The organism is Dysgonomonas termitidis (genome assembly GCF_054657735.1).
Genome location: NZ_BAAHYD010000003.1, coordinates 177,991 through 192,687 on the forward strand (window position 1 = coordinate 177,991; position 14,697 = coordinate 192,687).

Sequence of the window (14,697 nt, forward strand, 5' to 3'; positions counted from 1 at the left end):
GAAAAAACGAAATACATTATTCATTTTTAAACAAATAAAAACAATGAGAATCGAGAAAATTTTCGCACGTGAAATCTTGGATTCAAGAGGAAATCCTACAATTGAAGTTGATGTAACCCTTGAATGCGGTATCCTTGGCCGCGCTGCTGTACCATCAGGTGCTTCAACGGGAGAAAATGAAGCTTTGGAACTTCGCGATGGTGATAAAAAACGTTATGGAGGTAAAGGGGTAACTAAAGCTGTAGATAATGTAAACAAAATAATAGCTCCTGCCTTACTGGGCGAATCTTCTCTTGACCAAAGGGGAATCGACAGCAAAATGCTTAAGCTGGACGGAACTAAAACCAAATCTAAACTTGGCGCTAACGCTATTCTTGGTGTTTCTCTTGCTGTAGCCAAAGCTGCGGCTAACTATCTTGAACTTCCTTTGTATCGCTATATCGGTGGTACCAACACTTATACACTGCCTGTACCGATGATGAACATCATCAATGGAGGTTCTCACTCTGATGCTCCTATCGCATTTCAGGAATTTATGATCCGCCCTGTAGGTGCAAAATCATTCAAAGAAGGTTTGAGAATGGGTGCTGAAGTTTTCCACTCACTGAAAAAAGTGCTTCACGACCGTGGCCTTAGCACAGCAGTGGGTGATGAAGGTGGTTTCGCTCCTGCTCTTAACGGAACAGAAGACGCGCTGGATTCTATCCTTAAAGCCATTAAGGATGCAGGTTATAAAGCAGGAAAAGACATCACTATCGCTCTTGACTGTGCTGCTTCTGAATTCTTCAACAGAGAAACTAAGGTGTATGACTATAGCAAATTTGAAGGAAAAGGCGGGGCAAAACGCAAAATTGCCGACCAGGTTAAATTCCTGAAAGAACTGACTGAAAAATACCCTATCGACTCTATCGAAGACGGTATGGACGAAAGCGACTGGGACGGCTGGAAAAAGCTTACAGATGCTATCGGCGACAAAGTTCAGCTTGTAGGTGACGACTTGTTCGTAACTAATGTTGACTTCCTTCAAAAAGGTATCGAAAGCGGATGTGCTAACTCTATCCTTATCAAAGTAAACCAAATCGGTACACTTTCCGAAACATTGGATGCTATCGAAATGGCTCACCGTGCAGGATATACAAGCGTAACTTCTCACCGTTCGGGTGAAACTGAAGATGCTACTATCGCAGACATCGCCGTTGCTACTAACTCAGGACAGATCAAAACCGGTTCTCTTAGCCGCACAGACCGTATGGCTAAATACAACCAGCTTCTTCGTATCGAAGAAGAACTTGGCGACAAGGCTGTTTATGGTTGGAAACGCGTTCAACGCAAAAAATAAGAAGTCAATTCTTAATATTATAGAAAACCGGTATCCGAAAGGGTACCGGTTTTTGATTTTTATATGAATCTGCATATATTTGCGGAAGCCTTGGTGAAGGGGCTATTATTACTTTACACGGCAGCTTAAGATCGCAGACCTATTTATTGATTCTCTAAGTATAGCAGCAATAAACTGTGGCTGTTTTAGAATACATCATTAAATGTTTTTATGAATTAGAGCCTATGAATCGGATTTTCATTATACTACTTTTCCTGTTTTCAATTTCAGGCATTAGCGTTTCTGCTCAGAGTGATAAAGATACACCGCGCAACGGAGAAGGTATCCATTTATTCCTCAAGCGGAATAAACGTACGGGCAGTGGGCAATACGAGCAGTTTCTGGAGCTGAATAAAGGTAAATTCGGACGGAACAACTCTCTTTTATTGGGCGTCGCATATACGCTCCCTCCATTATCCGGCAAGCGGAATACGGAAGCCCAGGATAAGCCTGCCGCAGATAAACAAGACAGCAAGACAAAGATAAATAAGTTATTCGGGAACAAGTATCAGGAATATACAATCAAATCGAATAAACTGAAAGGTACCTGCTTCTATCTTTCGAGCGGACATGGCGGTCCTGATCCCGGAGCTATCGGCAAGGTGGATGGTTATGAGCTTCACGAAGATGAATATGCCTACGATATAACCCTGCGGCTTGCCCGCACCCTGCTCGAAGAGGGAGCGACGGTGCATATGATCATACAGGATGCGCTGGATGGCATCCGGGACGACAGATATCTTTCGAACAGTGACCGCGAAACCTGTATGGGTGAAGTAATCCCTCTCAATCAGGTGAAAAGATTACAGCAACGGAGTGATAAGATAAACAGTCTGGCGAAAAGGACGAAAGAGAAATATAAAAGGGCTGTTTTTATCCATGTAGACAGCCGTAGCCAGAAGGAGCAACTGGATGTCTTTTTTTACTGGGCACCCAAAAGCAGCGGCGGTAAAAAACTGGCGAATACAATGAGAACCACCTTCGAAAGCCATTACGATAAGCATCAGCCAAGCCGGGGCTTTACAGGGACGGTTGGTGAGCGCAGTCTCTTTGTGTTGGATAAGACGACACCTGTGGGCATTTACGCCGAACTGGGCAATATTCAAAACAGTTTCGACCAGCGGAGATTTTTAGACCCGAATAACCGTCAGGCTTTGGCAAACTGGATGTGCCGCGGGTTTATTACGGATTATGAAAACTGGAAGAAGGGGAAATGATATTTTTTCTACTCTATTGATTGTTATCTCTTTCTATATCAATTTCCATTTACTTTATCTATATAATTAGAGCTAATAGCCTTTGGCTGTTAGCTTATAGTTCTTTGAAGTGCTGATTAAAGTAGTTACGAGTTACTTCGCCCTGCGGGCAGTTACGAGTTACAAGTTGGCAGGCGTTTTGTTTTGTTTCACGCAAAGACGCAAAGGCACAAAGTTTTACATCTTACGAGTTATTGACTGATGACTGTTAACTGATATTTCTGTTACCTTTGTTACTTTTTATATAGTGTTCTTTGTGTAAATCTTTATGCTCCTTGTGGTAAAGAGTTTTCAACCACTAAGTACACGAAGGAAATCACAAAGGGCACAAAGGCTGAAAAGACTGTTACTTTTGTTGCCTTTTAACAGTTACGAGTTTGCCTCGCCTTCGCTTCGGCGAATGTTATTTCTTCGCCTTGCGGGCAGTTACGAGTTATAAATTAGTTGACTGTTTACTGCTTACTGACATATCTGTTACCTTTTTGGAGAAAGATACGAGAGACAGGTTGTTAACTACTCTCTGACGGGATGCTTCGTTTCTCTCAGCATGACAAACCACGATACTGCTTACTGTTTACTGAAATATATGTCAACTTTGTCAACTTTTTATTAACTCCAACTTCTTAGATGGCCGGGGATTCGAAAAACGGCTGATGCCTTCTGTAAGTTTAAATAGTTTCGTATATTTGTGGAAAACGTTATTATTATGAGATTACTATTAATCAGCAATTCGACCAATCCCGGAGAAGCTTATCTGGATTATCCGAAGTACAATATCAAAGAATTTTTGGGTGAGAAACCGGTAAAGGCATTGTTTATTCCCTATGCGGCAGTGACTTTTTCGTATAATGAATACGAAGAAAAAGTGAATGACCGCTTCAAGGAAATAGGACACAGTGTGGTTGGTATCCATCATTTCGATGATCCGAAGAAAGCTGTGGAAGAAGCTGAAGCTATTATAGTTGGCGGAGGGAACACATGGAAGCTCGTTCGTATGATGCGTGATAACGGATTGATTGACCTCATCCATAAAAAGGTAAAGGGTGGAACTCCGTATATCGGGTGGAGCGCAGGTTCGAATGTAGCTTGTCCTACATTGCGCACGACGAATGATATGCCTATTATCGACCCTAAAGGTTTTGATGTAGCTAATTTAGTACCCTTCCAGATCAACCCTCACTATCTGGACGATCACCCATCCAATCACGGTGGAGAGACCCGGGAGGTGCGTATTAATGAGTTTATTACCGAAAATCAGGATGTATATGTCGTAGGCTTACGTGAGGGTACAATGCTTAACCTTGAAGGGGATGTATTGAAACTGATAGGAAAAAGGTCGGCCCGTATATTCAGATATGGTCAGGAACCGGAGGAATTAACCGGGAAGGATGATTTCAACTTCCTGCTAAAATAAGGAAATATAGTCTGGGGGATCAGTTCTGTTCCTCCAGGCAAACCATAACAAAGTCCGGTTCTACTTTATAATAGGCTTTGAACTGATGCCCTGAACCTGTACGGTATTCCGATGCTTCGAATATGCCTTTCTGTACGGGGATAAAATTTCCGACAAAGAGATGCTCCCTGAAGTCAATACTGTCCGCGTCCAGAAATTTGAACATAGCTTCTTTGGCTGACCAGTGCAGGAGGAGATGTACCAGTTCGTTATTCTTATCTATATATTCACCTTTGCCTATGACGCGGCTCTGTACCCGCCTTATCTTATCGGATATCTGTTCTATATCGAGTCCTATCGGCTTTTCCTTATTGATGGCGACGGCAACGAATTTTCTGGTATGGGATACGCTTATATGGAATGACTTGTCTGTCAGGTAAGGTTTTCCTGACGGGTTATAATATACCTGTTTCTCTTCACCTGCCAGTTCTTTGATCAGTAGCCGGGCAGATAGTATTTCCAATACGCGGGATTCGGATTTGATGGATTGTATGTTGTCAATCCAGTTGTGATGAGACAAAGCCGATAGGAGTTCCTCCCTCGTCTCTTCTATTTTCCATACACCTATCAGTGAGGCTGCGGTTATATATTCCTTATAGTAAAGCATTATGGCTTCAAAGGTAAAACTTTTTCCATCAACTCGGTAAAAATGGCCGCCATACGTTGCTGGATATATTCATCTTGCCCTTCGTAGGGATGCCAGCCAAATTCTTCACCTTTGACCACCTCATTGTTATGGGCGTACAATATACTGTATTGCTTCCCGGTAACAGGATGCAGATGATTTCCGGAAAAGCCGATGTATTTGTCGAATTCTACAATAGGAAAGCCCCATCTTTCTCCCAGTTTCCGGATAGCCGGATTGAATATGGTGCGGGCATCGTGCCAATGGGTGCACATGACGATCACAGCAGGCTTACCGCTCTTTGAGCCGTAGTATTTGGAACTCTTATCGAATTTCAGATTATAGCATTCTGTAATATACCGTTTTATCACATAATCGTATGCTGCCGCGTAGTTTGAGCGGTCGAACGGAACGGGATAATCTTCGTAATTTTGTTTGAGTCCGGCGGTATCGGCTACATTTTCGTCGTGAACATGCATGATTACAAATGCGTCTATGTCCTCAAGTTCTTCTTTGGTATATAATGTCCCGTTTACCATCCGGTTTGCGGCATCGGCTATTGCTGTTCCTCCTATAGCAGTATTGATCGGTTTTGCATTCAGCTGTTTGCAAGCCAGTTCGAACCAACCGTTGTTAGATGAGGCAAAAGAGGCTCCGGTCAGTAAAATGGTATATTTGTTGTCAGATTTGCCATTTAAAGAATCCTCTTTGTTTTGGCATTGTATGTTTGATAATGCCAAAACAAAGAATGACAGACAAAGTAATACTTTCTTCATCGCTGTTTGATTTAATTAAATATGTGATATAAATGCGGAAAAGGAGCTCTATTGTTATAAAACTCCTTTTTCGATATAGTTAGGAAATATTAGTCAATGTATGCTAATACCTGATTCTTTTGAACCTTTGCACCTTGTTTGGTTTCTATCTGGAGAATCTTACCGGAAGAGAGAGCCTTCACTTCTTCTATACCATAGTAAGTCTGAACGAAACAAACAACATCACCTTCTTTTACTTCTGTACCGATAACAGGAGCAGTGGATACATCGTCTACATCCACCTGCCAGATTACCTGGCCGCTTACAGTAGATTGGATTGGTTTTGCATCAGGATATTTCGCCTGGATAGCTTCCGCGTCGAATGCAGGCACTTCAATCACCTGGCGTGTAACGATAATAGGGGCACCGGCTTTCTCCTTTTGTTTTTCCAGGTCCTCATTGAAACGTTCTTTAGCCAGACCGGATTTGTAGTCACGGTATTGGCGGTCGTGCATCGCAAGCTCGAATAACTCTTCATCATCCTGACCGTAGTCCCATCCGTTATCGTCCATTTCTTTGCGGTATGTATCCAGTGCATCAGGGTATTCGTCCTGAGGATTACCGGTATAGAATTCAAGATTTTTGGCTTTGGCAAGAGCTATGATTTCATCATCCAGTTTGCCCGGAAGTGTACCGGTTTTACCAAGTATCATGTTCCAGCTGTCTTTGTCAATATTAGAGAAACGAGGTTGTCCCTGAGCCATCGCGAAGATATTCATCAGCGCGATATTCTTCACGTATTGGCTGAATGGAGTTACTAATGGAGGATAACCAAGTTTAGGCCAGATATATTCTACTTCCTCGAATAGCTGAACGACTAGGTCGTTGAGTGTTACTTCTGCCTTGCCATTGTTGCGGAGCGCCATGTTGATAGCTGAATGCATGCCGCGAAGGTCAGCCATCATGGAACCCATCATACCACCCGGAAGTCCACAGCCTACAAGCAGAGAATTCAGGAACTTGTTTGAAGGGTCGATCCAGTATCCTAAGAAGTCGTCGATGAAAGACTGGGTCAAAGCACGGGCCTCCATATACGCGTTCATATTGATATCAGGAACAGAGAAGCCAGCGTCTTTCAGCATAGCCTGTATTGTAATAACGTCAGGATGCACCATTCCCCATGCTAAGGGTTCGATAGCAGTATCCAGATAATCAGCTCCCGCTCTTGCAACTTCGAGCATAGAAGCTACGGAAAATCCGGGTCCTGTATGTCCGTGGTATTCGATAGGGGTATTCGGGTGTCTGTCCTTTAAAGCTTTTACAAGTTTGCCGAGAAAAGCAGGGCGTCCTACTCCGGCCATATCTTTGAGGCAAATTTCGTCAGCACCGAAATCTATCAGTTTATCGGCGAAATTTACATAGTAGTCAACAGTGTGAATCGGGGAATGTGTGATACAAAGCGCCGTCTGGGAGATCATCCCTGCTTCTTTTGCATATTTTACCGACAATTCCAGATTGCGGGGATCATTTAGCCCGTCAAAAGAGCGGGAAATGTTTGTGCCCTGAGCGTGTTTTACCTTAAACATCAGGCTACGTACGTCTTTCGGGACAGGATACATGCGTAGGGCATTCAGTCCGCGCTCGAGCATGTGAGTCTGTATTCCCACTTTGTTGAATGGTGCAGTCCATTCGCGAACCGCTCTGTTCGGATTTTCGCCGTAAAGCAGGTTCACTTGTTCGAAAGCTCCTCCGTTTGTTTCAACACGGGCGAAACAGCCCATATCAATAATTACAGGTGCAATTTGTGTTAACTGGTCAACACGCGGCTGGTATTTCCCGGACGACTGCCACATGTCACGATAAACTAGGCTAAATTTAATTTCTTTTCCCATATCTGTTTTTAGAGTTATATTGAAAAAGAGTAGCATAGAACGGCTTGTGCATACTCTAAAATCTGTTAATTCATCAACTGTATATCAATCTTTTGATTGCCTTACAAATTTAAGTTTTTATATCTGAATAAAAGAATAAAACAATTATTAAAATTATCAATTTGTCATAAAAAAAGCGTAATCTTTCCGTTTTTTGTCTGCTATCTATGTAGGTTGCACAAAGAAGGTAAAAGTGAGCAGTCTTTTTGCTTGATAAATCTTATTTTTTGATCTGTAGGGGGCTGTAGTGAATAGAGAGGATAATTGCTATCTGTTTTTATTTCAGCTTACAGTATACCTGTAGTTTGAAAAAGTAACAAAGGTAACAGAAACTAATTAAGAATTAAGAATGAAAAATTAATAATTAGCTTGTCATGCTGAGCAGAGCAAAGCATCTCGCCAGTTAACAGTGAATAATCATCAGTCATCACTCGTATCTTGTCTACTCGTATCTCAAAAAAAGTAACAAAAGTAACAGTTTTTTCAGTGAACAGTTAACAGTCATCAGTTAACAACTGGTATCTCGTATCTTATCTACTTGTAACTATTCCCAAAAAGGTTACAGCTTTTACGCATTTTAATTATTGAATCCTTAAACATCAAATTTTTAAATCCTAAATCCAACACTTCAAAGAGCTATAAGCTAACAGCTAAAGGCTAATGCTTACTATATAGATAAACTTTTTCAAAAAAAACATTTTCATGCGGTTGCCCTAATAAAGAATGTAGTATACAAATAAAAAAGAGATTATAAATTTCTTTATAACCTCTTTTATTTTGATTTTCTATTTTGCTTAATTTCTTAACGCTTTGTCCATTGCTGCCGCAGCTTTACGCCCGTCGCCCATGGCAAGGATCACAGTGGCGCCTCCACGTACAATATCTCCCCCTGCATATACTTCCGGCAGGGCGGATTGCATGGTTTCCTGATTTACAACGATTGTACCCCATTTGGTAACCTCAAGACCTTTGAATGTAGATGGAATTAACGGATTAGGAGAAACGCCCACGCTGACGATTACCTGATCTACATCGAACCATTCGGTTGCGCCTTCAATTGCGACCGGTTTACGGCGTCCGGACGCATCAGGCTCACCCAGCTCCATTTTTTGAAGCAGCATGCGTTGTACCCGTCCGTTTTCGTCCCCTTCGTATCTGAGCGGATTGTGTAAAGTATGGAATATTATTCCTTCTTCCTTGGCATGTTTCACTTCTTCGATACGTGCAGGCATCTCTTCTTCCGAACGACGATATACAATATATGCCTTTTCGGCGCCTAAGCGTTTCGCTGTACGTACGGCGTCCATTGCTGTGTTCCCGGCTCCTATGACAGCAACTTTCTTGCCCATTTGCACAGGAGTGTCACTTTCCGGATTTGAGGCATCCATAAGGTTTACACGGGTAAGGAACTCGTTGCATGACATCACGCCGATAAGGTTCTCTCCCGGAATATTCATAAAGTTAGGCAGCCCTGCGCCACTGGCAGCGAATATACCTTTGAATCCGTCATTTAAAAGGTCTTCGCGGGAAATGGTTTTACCCACGATACAATTATTGACGAATTTTACACCCATTTTGCGAAGGACGTTTATTTCTACATCTACTATCTCATTAGGTAAACGGAATTCAGGAATACCATATTTCAAAACGCCTCCAATCTCGTGCAGCGCTTCAAATACAGTGACATCGTATCCCAGTTTTGCCATATCTCCGGCAAAAGCCAACCCTGCCGGCCCTGATCCTACTGCTGCAATCTTGATGCCGTTAGCAGGAGCCAGTTCAGGTAGCGACATTTGTCCGCTTTCGCGCTCGTAATCTGCTGCAAACCGCTCTAAATAACCGATAGCCACAGGTTCCTTTTTCATCTTCTGTATATAGATGCATTTTGCTTCACATTGTTTTTCCTGAGGACATACACGTCCGCAAACGGCAGGAAGTGCACTTGTCTCTTTCAGCACCTTGGCGGCCTCAAGGAACTCGCCACACTCTATATTTTTGACAAATGAAGGTATCTGGATATTAACCGGGCAACCTTCCATACATGTAGGGTTGGCGCAATCTAGGCAGCGGGCGGCTTCAAACATTGCCTGTTCCTTTGTTAATCCCAGATTAACTTCTTCTTTCAATGAATGGCTTCTGTATTCGGCGTCCAGTTCGGGCATGTGCACACGCGGCCTTTCACCACGCTCTTTGGCCTTCATCCCTCTGCGTAGTTCGTCTCTCCAGGGTTCGCTACGTCTTGCCTGTATATTTTCTTGTTCTGTCATTTTTTTAGTTATAAGTTTTTAAGTAATGTGTAGTAAGTAACGGAGTTGAAATGAAAGAAGTCAGTCCTTCTTAGCCCTTTCCACTTTTTACTTAATACTTAATTGTATGCTTTCAGCCTCATTAACATTTCGTCGAAATCAACTTCGTGAGCATTGAATTCAGGGCCATCGACACATACAAACTTGGTCTTACCTCCTACTGTTACACGGCATGCTCCGCACATCCCCGTTCCGTCTACCATAATAGTGTTCAGGGAGGCCATTGTAGGTATATTATATTTTTGAGTGAGAAGTGATACGAATTTCATCATGATAGCTGGTCCGATGGTAACACAGAGGTCTACTTTTTCCCGATTGACTACCATCTCAATGCCATTTGTAATTAATCCCTTGTATCCGTACGATCCATCGTCTGTCATAACAATTACTTCATCAGAATACTCGGCAACCTGTTTTTCAAGAATTACCAGGTCTTTTGTCCGTGCGGCTAAAACTGAAATGACTTTATTACCGGCCTTTTTCATTGCTTCTATGATAGGTAACATAGGAGCAATACCAACGCCACCGCCGGCGCATATCACTGTGCCGTAGTTTTCAATATGGGTAGCCTGCCCCAGGGGACCCACAACGTCTGTGATATAATCACCAATGTTGAGGTCGCAAATCTTTTTGGATGATGCCCCTACGGCCTGTATCACGATTGTTATTGTACCCTTGGCCACATCGGAGGCGGCAATTGTGAGAGGAATACGCTCTCCTTTTTCGCCTACCCGCACAATTACAAAGTGTCCGGCTTTACGACTTCGTGCTATCAGAGGTGCTTCCACCTCAAATTTTACTACATTTTCAGAGAAATACTCTTTGTCTACAATTTTATTCATTCAGAATATTAGTTTAAGAGACTTATTTAGATTTTATGATTAGTTTTTTTAGATGTATAAACAATTTATCTTTTTACGTGTTATATTAAAAGTATATGGGGTAGGTTATTAAAATATCAAAATGCAGCCTTTTCATCGATAAAATATGTGATTAGGGTTTAAAACAATCCTTTTGTCAAGATATTTTGAAACCTGACACGCAAAGTTACGACAAAGTTTATTTACTGAGTCATTATCTGCTATAAAATATCATATAATTTGTTAGTTTAAGTTTTTGTGGAAAAATTCGACGATATTTCCATAGCCTTCTATTTCCAGTTTTTTACGGATAACAGACTTTTTCATCTGGATGGTATTGACGCTGAATTCTAATATGATAGCGATTTCATTATTACTGAGTCCGGCATATTCAAGGCAGCATATCCGGGTTTCAATTTCATCGAGTTGAGGGTATTTCTTGCGTATTGTGTTCGGGACACCTTTATATAACTGGTTCATTATATCAAATAACCGGCTCCAATCCAGGCCTTCCTGATTGTAAACTATTTCGTTTACTTTCTTCAATAATTTCTGGCCATGTTTCTTTTCCTCTCCTTTTAATTCAACTTTAAGCAGGGCTACCTTCTTGAAGATATCGAAATGCTGAAATAGAACTTTTCTGAATGAGCTTTCTTTCTCATCAATGTTGTCGGCCATTTCCTGCATCTGGAGTATCCTTTCCTGTGCAACTGCCAGTGCAGCTTTGTCCTTAGCTCTCTTCCGGTAAAAGATCAAACTCATTGCCAGAATAATGATAAATAACAGTAATATAACGAGGAAAGCTGTTTGCCGTTGGATCAGAAGCCTGTTGTTTTCGTTCTGCAACAACTCAAAGTCATACTTTTTCTGGACATCCAGAATGATACGGTTATTCGTATTTTTAAGCATTTTCTTCAATAGCCCTGCGTATTCTTTATAATTGGTTAAGGCTTGTTGATAGTTATTTTCTTTTTCTTCTGTTTTAGCTAATAATTGGTAGATGATTAACTTTAGGGAATAATTGTCCCGGCCTTCTAATAGTTTAAGCGATTTGTTGATATAAAACAGGGTTGAGTCTTTATTTTGCTCGTCATCGAACGAATATGCCATGTTAAGATAATTCTTTGCTATCTCTTCATTATTATTTAAATAAGGTATAGAGTGCCTGAAGTATGTTCTGGCCTGATTTTGTTCACCAATGCTGCCGAGTGCAAAACCCATATTGCGTATGATAAAAGCCTGTTCTATGGAATCGCTATGTATTTTGGCCAGGGACAAGCCTTTGTTATAATAGTGGAAACTGCTGTCTATTTCACCTTTCATGAGTAAATTGGAGCCTATTTTATCATACGCTATAATTTCATTCTTATATTTTCCCGCTTTATTGAAATGCGAGATAGCCTGCCTGTATCTGAAGATAGCCTCATCGTTCAGAAGTTGTTCCCAGTAAAGATCTCCGATGTAAAATTCTATCAACCCTTTGAGGGCACTGTTGTTGCCTTCTTTGGCATGCACTTCTGCGTTTAAGTAAGTAGTCATGGCCTTTTGCATATCTCCTCGTGCGGCTGAAACATATCCGCTGTACAGGGAAGCCATTGCTATATTTTCCTCATCGCCCTTTTCTTCGTAATACTTCTTTGTCGCAAAAATTAACGTATCGTTGGTTATATCTTCGAATGCCTTGTCTTTAGCCTGTATATGCAGCAGGATATATTTATTGTAAGCATCTTTATCCAGTTTTTTGACATCTATCTCATTGTTTAGTATTTGTAGCGCCTCACCCGGATTCTGCTCTATAAGAATTTCCACACGGCTTAGTATTTCATCTGTTTTATGTTCGTTCAGATTACAGGATGAAAACATAATGCATGATGCCAGAATGAGCCCAATATTTTTATACATAATTTGAATCATTAGGGGGATATTTTCTGAAATTGACTTCATAGTTAATGAAAAAATGGTAACTAAGCAAGTATTTAGATATAATTTTTCTAAGAAAAAATCTATATAAATTTATATATTTAATAATGTAATCTACATATTTATAATTATATACATAAAACAGGACTTGTAAAAATCTATATAGTTTGAAAAAACATTGCATTTGTTTATTTCATCCATTAGTTTTGTATCAGACAACAGAGATAAGCAACCTTCAGAAATTCCTTACAGCGATGAAAAAAATCTATTTGTTTTTTTGGGTATTGGTTGTTTCATTTATTATAAACACATATATGTATTCGTTCAATAGTAAGAATCGTTATTACATTCTAAGTGTGAATGATGATGATGTTGACTGGGAAATTGCAGTGAAGATTCTCACGGGATCAAATAGGCCAAGAGTGGCGGATGCCGGCAAGTCTGTGTCTCTGTTTAAACCTGTACAGATTTATCAGAGTAATTTTGGCTTAAAGGTTAATCTGTTCGTTTACGGAAAGCTGAATATCAAGATTGTTGATAATGCAGGAATGCCGGTTTATTTACGTCAGTTTACACCGGATAGTGACAATACTAAAGTGAAAATAAATACCTCCGGATGGAATAGCGGTAGATATACCATTACTTTATCAGATGCAGCTGGAATAAATATTGCTATCGGAGAATTCGATATACGTTAGGTTTATTAGGCAAAGATACTTTTCCCGCAAGACTTAGCTTACTTACAATTACAATTTATTATTGGGGAAGTCTTTTGCAACAGCTACTTGCAAATAGCTATGGAAAGGGTGAATCTGGACAGATTTGCCCTTTTGCATTTTTAGAAGACGAAGCGAATCCAGCAATAAGAAAGAACGGCTATTATAATCCATAGGATAATACCCAGCAAAAATGTGTTCACACCGGTTTCCTTTACCTCTTTCATGTTTATGGACGTTCCTATGAAAAACAGGGAAACCATCATTCCCTTCTTGCCAAGCCAGCTCAGATGTCCGTTTGTCTCAGCCATTCCCGGAATGTAATTACCTATAATGATAGCTATTACAAATAAAAAAATGAACCAGGGTATATTAATTTTAGATGCTTTGTTCTTGTTGAAGAATGCTATGCACAATGCCAAAGGAATAATCCACAGAGTACGGGTAAGTTTCACCGTAGTCCCTACCTGAAGGGCTTGCTCTCCGTACGCGGAGCAGGCTCCGACTACCGAACTGGTATCGTGGATAGCTATGGCTGCCCAATAACCGAAATGGGTCTGGTCCATCTGCAATAAATGTCCGATCACTGGGAAAATGAATAGTCCGACTGCATTCAATACGAATATAACAGCCAGGGAGAAACTTATTTCATTGTTTTTTGCACCTAATACGGGAGCTATCGCTGCTATGGCACTTCCTCCGCAGATAGCGGTCCCTCCCGAAATGAGCATGGATGTATTTTTCTGTACCTGGAAAAATTTCCCCAAAGCGATACCGCAAACCATTGTCACTGCGACGGAGACAACTGTAATCATAAATCCTGTTTTTCCTGTTTGCACGACATCGTGTACCGACATAGAAAAACCCATGCATACGATTGAAGCCTGTAGCAGGTATTTTGTTAATTTCCCGGTTTTCACAACTTCTTTCCCTTTATAGAAGATGGCAAGCAGGATTCCGGTAAACAAGGCCAGGGGGGCTGAAAAGAATGGAAACAGGCAACAGATGGGAACGATGTAGTATAGTTTACTGAGATATTTTTGCATGACTTTATTTCTCCAGCATTTTAAGCGCTATATTTTCACATCCGGTCATAAATTCACGTTCTCCCGGACCTTTGTCGTTGATTCCGCACAGATGTAAGATGCCGTGGATTATAATCCGGTGAATCTCTTCGTTGTAATTTGTCCCGAATTGTTCGGCATTACTCTTTACTGTATCCAGGCTTATGAATATATCGCCGGAAATAGTTCCGCCTTCGCTATAGTCGAATGTAATTATGTCAGTATAATAATCATGTTGCAGATACTGGTTGTTTATTTCCAGGATTTTCTCGTCGGAACAAAAAATAAAAGAAATGTCTCCCACCGCTTTCCCGTAGGAAGCGGCCACCGATTTTATCCAGTTGGTAGTCTCCCGCTTTTTTATCGAAGGTAGTTTTACCTCTTCCGCCTGATATAGTATAGCCATAGCTGATCTTGATTAGAGAAATGATTC

12 protein-coding genes are annotated in these 14,697 nt (G+C 41.0%); 4 read left to right on the forward strand and 8 right to left on the reverse strand.

Annotation, left to right across the window (positions count from 1 at the left end; translation table 11 throughout):
• Nucleotides 1–43: 43 nt before the first annotated feature.
• The 3 genes from eno to pepE all read left to right on the forward strand — a co-directional run bounded on the left by eno (nt 44) and on the right by pepE (nt 4,048).
• The gene (gene eno, locus ACYQ3L_RS22020; protein ID WP_006800140.1) at nt 44–1,339 is read left to right on the forward strand and encodes a phosphopyruvate hydratase; all 1,296 of its coding nucleotides are present in this window, start codon (nt 44–46) and stop codon (nt 1,337–1,339) included.
• 224 nt (nt 1,340–1,563) lie between these two features.
• Entirely contained in the window at nt 1,564–2,595 is a 1,032-nt protein-coding gene (locus ACYQ3L_RS22025) for an N-acetylmuramoyl-L-alanine amidase family protein (protein WP_379997437.1), read from the forward strand.
• A 745-nt stretch (nt 2,596–3,340) separates the two neighbouring features.
• A complete protein-coding gene (gene pepE / locus ACYQ3L_RS22030) occupies nt 3,341–4,048 on the forward strand; it encodes a dipeptidase PepE (RefSeq protein WP_379997435.1) in 708 nt (235 codons plus the stop codon).
• Between the two features lie 19 nt (nt 4,049–4,067).
• Here pepE and ACYQ3L_RS22035 read toward each other — a convergent pair whose 3' ends face one another.
• The 6 genes from ACYQ3L_RS22035 to ACYQ3L_RS22060 form a co-directional block, all read right to left on the reverse strand.
• On the reverse strand, nt 4,068–4,694 hold the full coding sequence (locus tag ACYQ3L_RS22035; RefSeq protein ID WP_379997433.1) for a 4'-phosphopantetheinyl transferase family protein: 627 nt from the start codon (nt 4,692–4,694) through the stop codon (nt 4,068–4,070).
• Complete coding sequence (locus ACYQ3L_RS22040; RefSeq protein ID WP_379997431.1) at nt 4,694–5,488, reverse strand: DUF5040 domain-containing protein; 795 nt, start codon at nt 5,486–5,488, stop codon at nt 4,694–4,696. Before ACYQ3L_RS22040 ends, ACYQ3L_RS22035 begins: the two co-directional genes overlap by 1 nt.
• Nucleotides 5,489–5,577: 89 nt before the next feature.
• Nucleotides 5,578–7,359 (reverse strand): biotin/lipoyl-containing protein, encoded by a 1,782-nt coding sequence (locus ACYQ3L_RS22045; RefSeq protein WP_379997429.1) that lies wholly within the window; start codon nt 7,357–7,359, stop codon nt 5,578–5,580.
• 833 nt (nt 7,360–8,192) lie between these two features.
• Nucleotides 8,193–9,665, reverse strand: coding sequence for an NADPH-dependent glutamate synthase (gene gltA, locus ACYQ3L_RS22050; RefSeq protein ID WP_379997427.1), 1,473 nt, complete (start codon nt 9,663–9,665; stop codon nt 8,193–8,195).
• 98 nt (nt 9,666–9,763) lie between these two features.
• Nucleotides 9,764–10,546, reverse strand: a complete 783-nt coding sequence (locus tag ACYQ3L_RS22055; RefSeq protein ID WP_379997425.1) for a sulfide/dihydroorotate dehydrogenase-like FAD/NAD-binding protein — start codon at nt 10,544–10,546, stop codon at nt 9,764–9,766.
• A 261-nt stretch (nt 10,547–10,807) separates the two neighbouring features.
• Nucleotides 10,808–12,466 (reverse strand): tetratricopeptide repeat protein, encoded by a 1,659-nt coding sequence (locus tag ACYQ3L_RS22060; RefSeq protein WP_379997423.1) that lies wholly within the window; start codon nt 12,464–12,466, stop codon nt 10,808–10,810.
• A gap of 272 nt (nt 12,467–12,738) precedes the next feature.
• Between ACYQ3L_RS22060 and ACYQ3L_RS22065 the strand changes: the two genes are divergently transcribed.
• On the forward strand, nt 12,739–13,182 hold the full coding sequence (locus tag ACYQ3L_RS22065; protein ID WP_379997421.1) for a T9SS type A sorting domain-containing protein: 444 nt from the start codon (nt 12,739–12,741) through the stop codon (nt 13,180–13,182).
• Nucleotides 13,183–13,322: 140 nt separating this feature from the next.
• Here ACYQ3L_RS22065 and ACYQ3L_RS22070 read toward each other — a convergent pair whose 3' ends face one another.
• A complete protein-coding gene (locus ACYQ3L_RS22070; RefSeq protein WP_379997419.1) occupies nt 13,323–14,246 on the reverse strand; it encodes a YeiH family protein in 924 nt (307 codons plus the stop codon).
• Between the two features lie 4 nt (nt 14,247–14,250).
• Entirely contained in the window at nt 14,251–14,670 is a 420-nt protein-coding gene (gene ybeY / locus ACYQ3L_RS22075; RefSeq protein ID WP_379997417.1) for an rRNA maturation RNase YbeY, read from the reverse strand.
• Nucleotides 14,671–14,697: the final 27 nt, after the last annotated feature.